The organism is Nocardia kruczakiae NBRC 101016 (assembly GCF_001612965.1).
Classification (GTDB): Bacteria; Actinomycetota; Actinomycetes; order Mycobacteriales; family Mycobacteriaceae; genus Nocardia; species Nocardia kruczakiae.
The window spans coordinates 67450-74984 of sequence record NZ_BDBL01000046.1 but is presented as its reverse complement, the minus strand read 5'-3'; the positions used below and the strand labels follow the sequence as shown (position 1 = coordinate 74984).

General features: G+C 70.4%; 7 protein-coding genes and 2 pseudogenes. 2 read left to right on the top strand and 7 right to left on the bottom strand.

The genetic code is table 11. From position 1 onward, the window contains the following. Positions 1-339: 339 nt before the first annotated feature. Positions 340-555 carry a hypothetical protein gene (locus NK1_RS35875; protein WP_063013388.1) on the bottom strand — a complete coding sequence of 72 codons (216 nt, stop codon included), beginning with the start codon at positions 553-555 and terminating at the stop codon, positions 340-342. On the opposite strand from NK1_RS35875, the pseudogene NK1_RS34025 reads away from it, so the two are divergent. Next, positions 452-901 (top strand): annotated as a pseudogene (locus tag NK1_RS34025) (M23 family metallopeptidase); the annotation flags it as partial. The gene NK1_RS35875 and the pseudogene NK1_RS34025 overlap by 104 nt on opposite strands. 51 nt (positions 902-952) lie before the next feature. Here the strand turns inward: NK1_RS34025 and NK1_RS27745 are convergent. Continuing rightward, positions 953-1723 carry a siderophore-interacting protein gene (locus NK1_RS27745; RefSeq protein ID WP_063013386.1) on the bottom strand — a complete coding sequence of 257 codons (771 nt, stop codon included), beginning with the start codon at positions 1721-1723 and terminating at the stop codon, positions 953-955. Positions 1724-1871: 148 nt separating this feature from the next. Here NK1_RS27745 and NK1_RS27740 point away from each other — a divergent pair, with 148 nt between their 5' ends. Continuing rightward, complete coding sequence (locus NK1_RS27740) at positions 1872-2384, top strand: DUF1990 domain-containing protein (protein ID WP_063013425.1); 513 nt, start codon at positions 1872-1874, stop codon at positions 2382-2384. Between the two features lie 360 nt (positions 2385-2744). On the opposite strand, the pseudogene NK1_RS35870 reads toward NK1_RS27740, so the two are convergent. The 5 genes and pseudogenes from NK1_RS35870 to NK1_RS27720 form a co-directional block, all read right to left on the bottom strand. After that, positions 2745-2906 (bottom strand): annotated as a pseudogene (locus tag NK1_RS35870) (pyridoxal-5'-phosphate-dependent protein subunit beta); the annotation flags it as partial. A gap of 17 nt (positions 2907-2923) precedes the next feature. After that, on the bottom strand, positions 2924-3847 hold the full coding sequence (locus NK1_RS27735) for a tyrosine recombinase XerC (RefSeq protein ID WP_063013384.1): 924 nt from the start codon (positions 3845-3847) through the stop codon (positions 2924-2926). A gap of 68 nt (positions 3848-3915) precedes the next feature. Then, complete coding sequence (dprA, locus tag NK1_RS27730) at positions 3916-5052, bottom strand: DNA-processing protein DprA (protein ID WP_063013423.1); 1137 nt, start codon at positions 5050-5052, stop codon at positions 3916-3918. Between the two features lie 476 nt (positions 5053-5528). Next, positions 5529-7037: a YifB family Mg chelatase-like AAA ATPase gene (locus NK1_RS27725; RefSeq protein WP_063013382.1), complete on the bottom strand. Its 1509-nt coding sequence runs from the start codon at positions 7035-7037 to the stop codon at positions 5529-5531. Further along, positions 7037-7393 carry a YraN family protein gene (locus tag NK1_RS27720; protein WP_039779810.1) on the bottom strand — a complete coding sequence of 119 codons (357 nt, stop codon included), beginning with the start codon at positions 7391-7393 and terminating at the stop codon, positions 7037-7039. Before NK1_RS27720 ends, NK1_RS27725 begins: the two co-directional genes overlap by 1 nt. Between the last annotated feature and the right edge of the window lie 142 nt (positions 7394-7535).

The following is a 7535-nucleotide window of genomic DNA, read 5'->3' as shown; positions in this document are numbered from 1 at the left end:
GCGGGCGACGACTCGGCCGCGGGTGCAGGCGACGGCTCGACATCACGCGCGGCGGACGGGCCGGCACCGCGGCCGCTCGGGTCCGGTGGTGCGGATTCGGCGGGCTCGGGCGTTTCGGCACTCATGAGCCGGACCGGCTACGGGCTCCGGGCGAGCAAGGGGCGGGGGCCGAATCAGGAACGGCCACTTGCCTTTCCACCGGTCGCATCGTCCCGGCGAACGATGCGGCCGCGATCGAGTCGGCGACATCACGACACACGATCATCGACCTGCCCTTCCACGGGGCGAGCCCAGCGGACCCGGGAACCGACACAACGTCCTGCCAGGAACACGCCCTGTTCACATGCTTCCGAGTTGTCCACACACGCCGAAACCGATCTTTCCATGTCCCTCGGTTCCGGCGAGGGTGGGACGCATGCGCTGGATGTCGGCACTTCTCCTGGGGGCGGCGATGGTGGCCGTGAACTGCGGCGCCACCACGGCGAACGCCACGCCCGCGACCGGATTCGGCTGGCCGCTGCAGCCGCGTCCCGCCGTCGTGCGCGGGTTCGACAAACCGCCGCAGAATTGGCTCCCGGGCCATCGCGGAGTCGATCTCGCGGGCGCCGCCGGACAGTCGGTACTCGCCGCCGGCGCCGGAATCGTGGTGTTCGCCGGTGAGGTAGGCGGTAAACCGGTCGTCTCGGTGGACCATCCGGGCGGACTGCGCACGACCTACGAGCCGGTGCGAGCGAATGTGCCGGTCGGCCGCCGAGTCGAGCGCGGTTCGGCGCTGGGGACGCTGCAATCCGGACATGCGGGCTGCCCCGGCGTCTGCCTGCATTGGGGTCTGCGCCGCGGCCGCGACTACCTCGACCCGCTGGTCCTCGTGCGACACGCCCCCGTGCGCCTGCTGCCGGTGCGACCCGCGGGGCCCTCGGACACTCACCGGACCCCGGCGGCCCGCGCCGGTCTAGCGAACGGCCTCGGCGGCGCCGGATTCCTGGTCGGACAGTTCACGCTTCCACTGCCGGAAGCCCTCCTCGGTGCGCCCGCGCCGCCAGTATCCGGAGATCGAGGCCCAATCGGCGGGCACCCCGCGTTCGGTGCGGATATAGCGCCGCAGATCGTGCATGATTCTGTCGGCCTCACCATGGATGAAGACGTGCACGCGGCCCTCGCGCCAGGGCTCGGCACGGACGGCGGCGGCGAGCGCTTCGCCCGGGGCGCGATCTCCGCGATGGACCCACTCGAGTTCGACCGCCGCGGGGCGCGGGACATCCAATTCGTCGGCGGGACCGGCGATTTCGATGAACACCCGGCCGACGGCATCGGACGGCATGGCGGCACATGCGGCGGCGATGGCGGGCAGGGCGGCCTCGTCGCCGGCGAGCAGATGCCAATCCGCCTCGGGTTTGGGGGAATACGCGCCGCCCGGCCCGAAGAGTTCGATGGAGTCGCCCGGCCGAGCCGCTGCGGCCCACGGCCCCGCGACCCCCTCGTCACCGTGGTAGACGAAGTCGATGGCGATCTCTTCGGCCTCGGCATCGACGGCGCTCACGGTGTAGGTGCGCATCGTCTCGCCGTCGGGGCCGGGGAACAGCAGTTTGACGTAGGCGTCGGTGAATCCGTTGGGCTGGAATCCGGCGAACCCGGGACCGCCCAGGTACACCCGGATCAGGTGGTCGGTCAGTCGTCGGGTGCGCCTGACCTCGAAGGACAGTTTGGTGCGGGTACGAGCCACAGTGCGATACCTCCGATATTAGGGTTACCTAAGGCAGCGTAGCACGACTTATCTCCGATAGCTCGGAGTATATCGACGATAACTTCTAGTGTGCTACGTCGCTCCGGTATCCCTGGTGCGTCACTCCCGCCGCGAGCGAGGATGGGGTATGGCGAATTCCGCGGCCGCCGAGCCGTTCACCTATCCGGAAGTCGGGGCGACCGCCGGAGAATTCCCGCCCGGCTATCACCACTTCCGCCTGCGCCGCCGCATCGGCAGCGGGCGAGCGCTGTTCGAATCCGCCGGCGATCAGATCCTGGCCTACCGCATGCAGCGTGGCACCGGCATCTTCCAGCACGCCGATACCCCGGTCGCCGAACCGGGAACAGCCCTGACGGTGCGGCTGGGCTTCGCCGGTCTCGGCATCACGGCACCCTGCCGAATCATCTACGTGGTCGACGAACCGACCCGCCGCGGCTTCGCCTACGGCACCCTGCCGGGGCACCCGGAAATCGGCGAGGAACTCTTCGCGGTGGAGTACGACCCCGCCGACGAGACCGTCTACGGCGTGGTGGCCGCCTTCTCCCGTCCCGCCACCTGGTACACGAAACTCGGCGGCCCCGTCGTCCGCGCGATCCAGCACTTCATCGCCGGCCGCTATATCGACGCCATCCGCCCCTAGCCGACGCGAGGCCGTAGGCGACGACATGATCGGCCCATAGGCGGCGACGAACCCGTCCCAGACCGTCTCGCTCCGTAGGTCGGCCCAGATGTCGTACGCCCACGCATCGTCCGGGGTGTCAGGCGGCGGACTCACGAACGCCGGATGCACGATCTTGCTGTGCCACACGCACCTCGGCCCGGCTTCCCCGTCCGCCGAGCACGGGTCATAGCGCGCCCGACGCCGGACAGCACCCCGACATCGCGCCAACTCCCCGTGCCGAGTATTCGAACCGTCGGGCACACCAACGTGTTTCACGCTCAGCAGCCCAACCGCACCATTGTCGCGACCTGCGGGCGTCCGTCGCACCGCATCCACGCCCAGCGCGGGCCCCCATCCCAGAGTGCCGCTGGATGATTCGACGATATGCGCACCCGGTCGCAGGCCTCCGTGGCGTTCGGCGCTGCGCACCATGTGCAGCGCGGGCCGGTCCTTCATGCCACCCGGATCGGCACCTTCGAGTGTGGCCCAGAATCCGCGGCCGCGGCCGCGGCCGCTGCTCAGGCGCGGGGGTGGGCCTGGTCGTGCACACGTTTCAGGCGTTCGATCGAGACGTGGGTGTAGAGCTGGGTGGTCGCCATACTGGCGTGGCCGAGCAGTTCCTGGACAACGCGCAGGTCGGCTCCCCCTTCCAGCAGATGGGTGGCGGCGGTGTGACGCAAGCCGTGCGGGCCCAGGTCCGGCGCCCCGGGTACCGCCGAAACAACCTCGTGCACAACAGTTCTGGCTTGGCGCTGGTTCAGTCGGCGGCCGCGCCGGCCGAGCAGCAGCGCGCGCCCGGATTCGGCAGTGGCCAGGTGCGGGCGGCCGAAGTTCAGCCAATTCTCCAGTGCCCGGTCGGCGGGCAGGCCGAACGGTACCGAGCGCTCCTTGTTGCCCTTGCCCAAGACCCGGACCAGCCTCCTGCCCCGGTCGACGTCGTCGATGTCGAGTCCACACAGCTCGCTGACCCGGACACCGGTGGCGTACAGCATCTCCACGACGAGCCGATCCCGCAGGGCCATCGGGTCGCGCTGCGCCGCACCGGATTCCGCGGCGTTCATGGCGGCGTCGGCCTGGTCCTTGGCCAGGACGGCGGGCAGGACCCGGTGCGCGCGGGCCGAGCCCAGCCGGGGGCCGGGATCGGCCGTGAGGCGGCCGGTATGCGTCAGCCAGGCGGTGAACGTCCGTGCGGCCGAGGCACGCCGCGCCATGGTGGTTCGGGCGGCGCCACCGGCCGACTGTTCGGCCAGCCACGAACGCAACAGCGGCAGATCGATTTCTCCCACCGCGGCGTCGGGCGAGCGGGCACACAGATGTTCCAGCAGCGATCGCGCATCCCCGAGATAGGCCCGCACCGTGTGCGCGGACCGGTTGCGTCCGAGTAGCAGGTGCCGTTCGTACTGCTCGAGCAGATCCGCGAGATCGCCCGGTAATCCGTCCATTTCTTCACGTTCACCGGCGGCCGCCCCGCACGCAAGCCCCCGCGCCGACAGCACACCCGCAGAACCTGTTACGCCCCCTTTCGCACGGTGCGGAACCAGCCCGAACTGTCCGACCCGACCAGCCCGGCGACCTCGAGGGCGACCAATGCGGCGCGCACCGCGTGGATGGTGAAACCGCACTCGTCGGCGATCTGTTTCGGCAGGCGCGAACCGGCCACCGGCAGTTCGGCGAAGACGGTCGCCTGGTCGCCGGCGAGATCCGGCCCGACTCCGGTACCCGTGGGCAACGACAGTCGCAGGGGCCCGACCTCGTCGTGGATCTCGTCGACGCGAGTGACGAGGATCGCTTCCCGGTCGCGGATCATGCGGTGGCAGCCGACGGACGCCGCGGCGGTGATCGGCCCCGGCACCGCGAGGGCCGGACGGCCCAGGCGCCGAGCCCATTTCGCGGTATTGCGCGCACCGCTGCGCATACCCGCCTCGACCACCAGCACTCCGTCGGACAGGGCCGCGATCAAACGGTTCCGCGCCAGGAACCGGTGTTTGAGAGCGGCGGCGCCGGGCGGGTATTCGCTCACCACCACACCCGTTTCGGCGATCTCGGCCAGCAGGCGTTCGTGCTGAGCGGGATAGGGGCGGTCGACACCGCACGCCAGCACAGCGATGGTGGGGCCGCCGACGGCCAGGGCCGCGCGATGGGCCATCCCGTCGATGCCGAATGCGGCTCCGGACACGATCGTCCAACCGTGTGCGGCCAGTTCACCCGCGAGTTCGGCGGTGACCTGTTCGCCGTATCCGGAGGAGCAGCGAGCGCCCACCACGGCGAGGGCCTGTTCGGTGTACTGCTGCAACGACAACGGGCCGCGGGCCCACAGCACCAGCGGCACCGCGGCGTCGGCGTCGCGGGCCGGGTCGAGCTGGGTCAGGCCCAGCAGGCGCCACTGCGGCCACTCCTGGTCGTCGGGAGTGATCACTCGTCCACCGATGCGCGCCATCAGCTCGAGATCGCGTTCGGCACGGTCGACGTCGCGCCGGCGTTCGGTCGGACCACGCAGCGATTCGGGCAGATCGCATTCACGCACCGCACGCGCCGCCTCCACCACGCCGACGCGCGCGATCAGCGCCGACAACGCCGGACACGGCCCCTCCACCACGCGAGACAGATAGACCCACGCCAGCCGCTGTTCGTCCGCGTCGACGGTCACCAGCGATGTGACGCCACCCGAGTCGCCGTCCACGCCGACACCGTGACCGGTCACCGCGACACCTCCGTCTCGCCGGCGACGCGGCACACGTGCTGGTGGTGGCGCGGAAATCGACAGCCCGGCGTCGCGGTCATGTCATCCCCCTCCCTGCGAAAAAGACCGTGCCGGTCCGCTCGATCCCGACTCCGAACGCGTTCGGCGATCCCCATTCCCGCGCGGCCCATCGATCTGCGAATCATCTGTTCCCTCCCTTACTACGCATTCGGTCACCCCGTCCCCACGCCTCACACCTCACGTGCCCCAAGACGCCTCACGCCTCACACCTCCCGCGCCCCACGACGCCTCATGCCCCGCGCCTCACGCGCCCCACGGCACCCACGCCCACGCCCACGCCCACGCCCACGCCCACGCCCACGCCCACGCCCACGCCCACGCCCACGCCCCGAGGATGGGCGCCGAAGCCCGGCGAAATCTACTCAGGACACGCCGCGTTGCCGAAAGTTCAACGCCTGCAAGACATCCTGCGCCGACGGCACCTCTCCTCCGCGTAGGTCGCAGACGGTCCAGGCGACTCGGATCGCCCGGTCCGCACCGCGTGCGGACATCCGGCCCTGCCGCAGTGCGTTCTCCACCGGTGCCAGCGCATCGGCCGGCAAGCGGAAGCGCTGGCGCAGGACATGGCCCGGCACCTCGGCGTTGACGGTCCACCCGTACTCGGACCAGCGGCGCGCCGCGACCTGCCGCGCCAGCTCGACCCGTTCCCGCACGACGACACTGGATTCGGCGTCGGACGGGGTGAACGTTCCGGCGGCGTGCGCGTGCATCTGGACCCAGATGTCGATGCGATCCATCAGCGGCCCCGACAGTTTGCCCAGATATCTGCGGCGGGCCAGCGGCGCACAGATGCAGTCGACGTCGCGGGCGGGAGCACACGGGCAGGGGTTCGCCGCCAGGATGAGCTGGAAGCGTGCCGGATATCGGGCCACGCCGTCGCGGCGGGCGATGCGAACCTCGCCCTCCTCCAGCGGAGTGCGCAACGCCTCCAGCACCTTGGTGCCGATCTCGGCACATTCGTCGAGGAAGAGGACACCGCGGTGGGCCCGGCTGACGGCCCCCGGACGCGCGGATCCGGAACCGCCGCCGACCATCGCCGACACCGATGTCGAATGGTGCGGAGCCACGAACGGCGCCGTCGTGATGAGCGGATGATCGTCGGACAACGTCCCGGCCACCGAATGGATGGCGGTGACTTCCAGCGACTCCGATTCCGTCAGCGCCGGAAGCAGCCCCGGAAGTCGTTGCGCCAACATCGTTTTGCCGATGCCGGGCGGCCCGGTCAACAACAGATGATGGCCGCCGGCCGCGGCCACCTCCAACGCCCAGCGCGCCTCGTCCTGCCCGACCACCTCGTTGAGATCGCCGATACTTCGCCGAGGGGCGGTGTAGTTGCCGTCCGGCGCCGACAGTTCGCCGTCACCGCGCAGCCAGTCGATGAGCGCCCGCAGTGTCGGCGCACCGAGCACGGTGATGCCGTCCACGAGTCCGGCCTCACCGAGCACCGACTCGGGCACCACGACGGTCCGGCGGCCGGCGGTCCGCGCCGCCAGGACGGCGGGGAGAATGCCGCGCACCCGCCGCACCCGGCCGTCGAGGGCCAGTTCGCCGAGCAGGACCGTACCGGCGAGCTTCGCGCCGGGCACCGAATCACCGGCGTGCAGTACGGCCGCGGCCAATGCCAGGTCGTACACGCTGCCGACTTTCGGCAGCGTCGCGGGCGACAGGGCGAGAATCACACGCCCGTCGGGCCACTTCTCTCCCGAGTTCGCCACCGCGGCCCGGACCCGGTCCCGCGATTCCTGCAATGTGGTGTCCGGGCGCCCGACCAGATGGACCGACGGCAACCCCTGCCCGATATCGGCCTCGATCTCCACGAGTTGCCCGTCCACCCCGGTCACAGCCACCGAATGCGCGCGTCCCAGCGCCATCAGAAGGCCGCCCGGACGTGCTCGATCTGCGGGTCCCGGCCCGGCAGCAGCAGGACCGACACCACATCGAAGCGGACCCGCCGCCACGGTCCGCTCTGTTCGGCCAGCCACAGTAGCGCCAGCCGCCGGATGCGCTGCTGTTTGGCGAAGGTCACCGACTCGGCCGGTGTGCCGAACCCCAGCCCGGAACGCGTCTTGACCTCGACGAAGGCGGTGGTGTCGGACTCCCGGACGATGAGGTCCAGTTCGCCGTAGCGACACCGCCAGTTTCGTTCGACGATCCGCATCCCGGCCCCCTGCAGGAACTGCGCGGCCAGTTCTTCTCCGTGGGCGCCGAGCGCCAGATTGTGTGCCACCCGCTCAGGATGCCGTCGGCGTGATCGCGGACTGCGGGCCTCACCTGCGGAAACAGAAAGTCTGTGGATGAACCCGGGGCTGGGGATCAACGGTGGTGCCGTCGACCGATCACCCCAGGTGGGACGGTTCTCGCGGCCTGCG

Excerpts from the sequence above, each read along its gene's own strand:
- NK1_RS27735 (WP_063013384.1), bottom strand. The coding sequence starts at position 3,847 with ATGGACGGATTACCGGGCGATCTCGCGGATCTGCTCGAGCAGTACGAA.
- NK1_RS27725 (WP_063013382.1), bottom strand. The coding sequence starts at position 7,037 with ATGGCGCTGGGACGCGCGCATTCGGTGGCTGTGACCGGGGTGGACGGG.
- NK1_RS27740 (WP_063013425.1), top strand. The coding sequence starts at position 1,872 with ATGGCGAATTCCGCGGCCGCCGAGCCGTTCACCTATCCGGAAGTCGGG.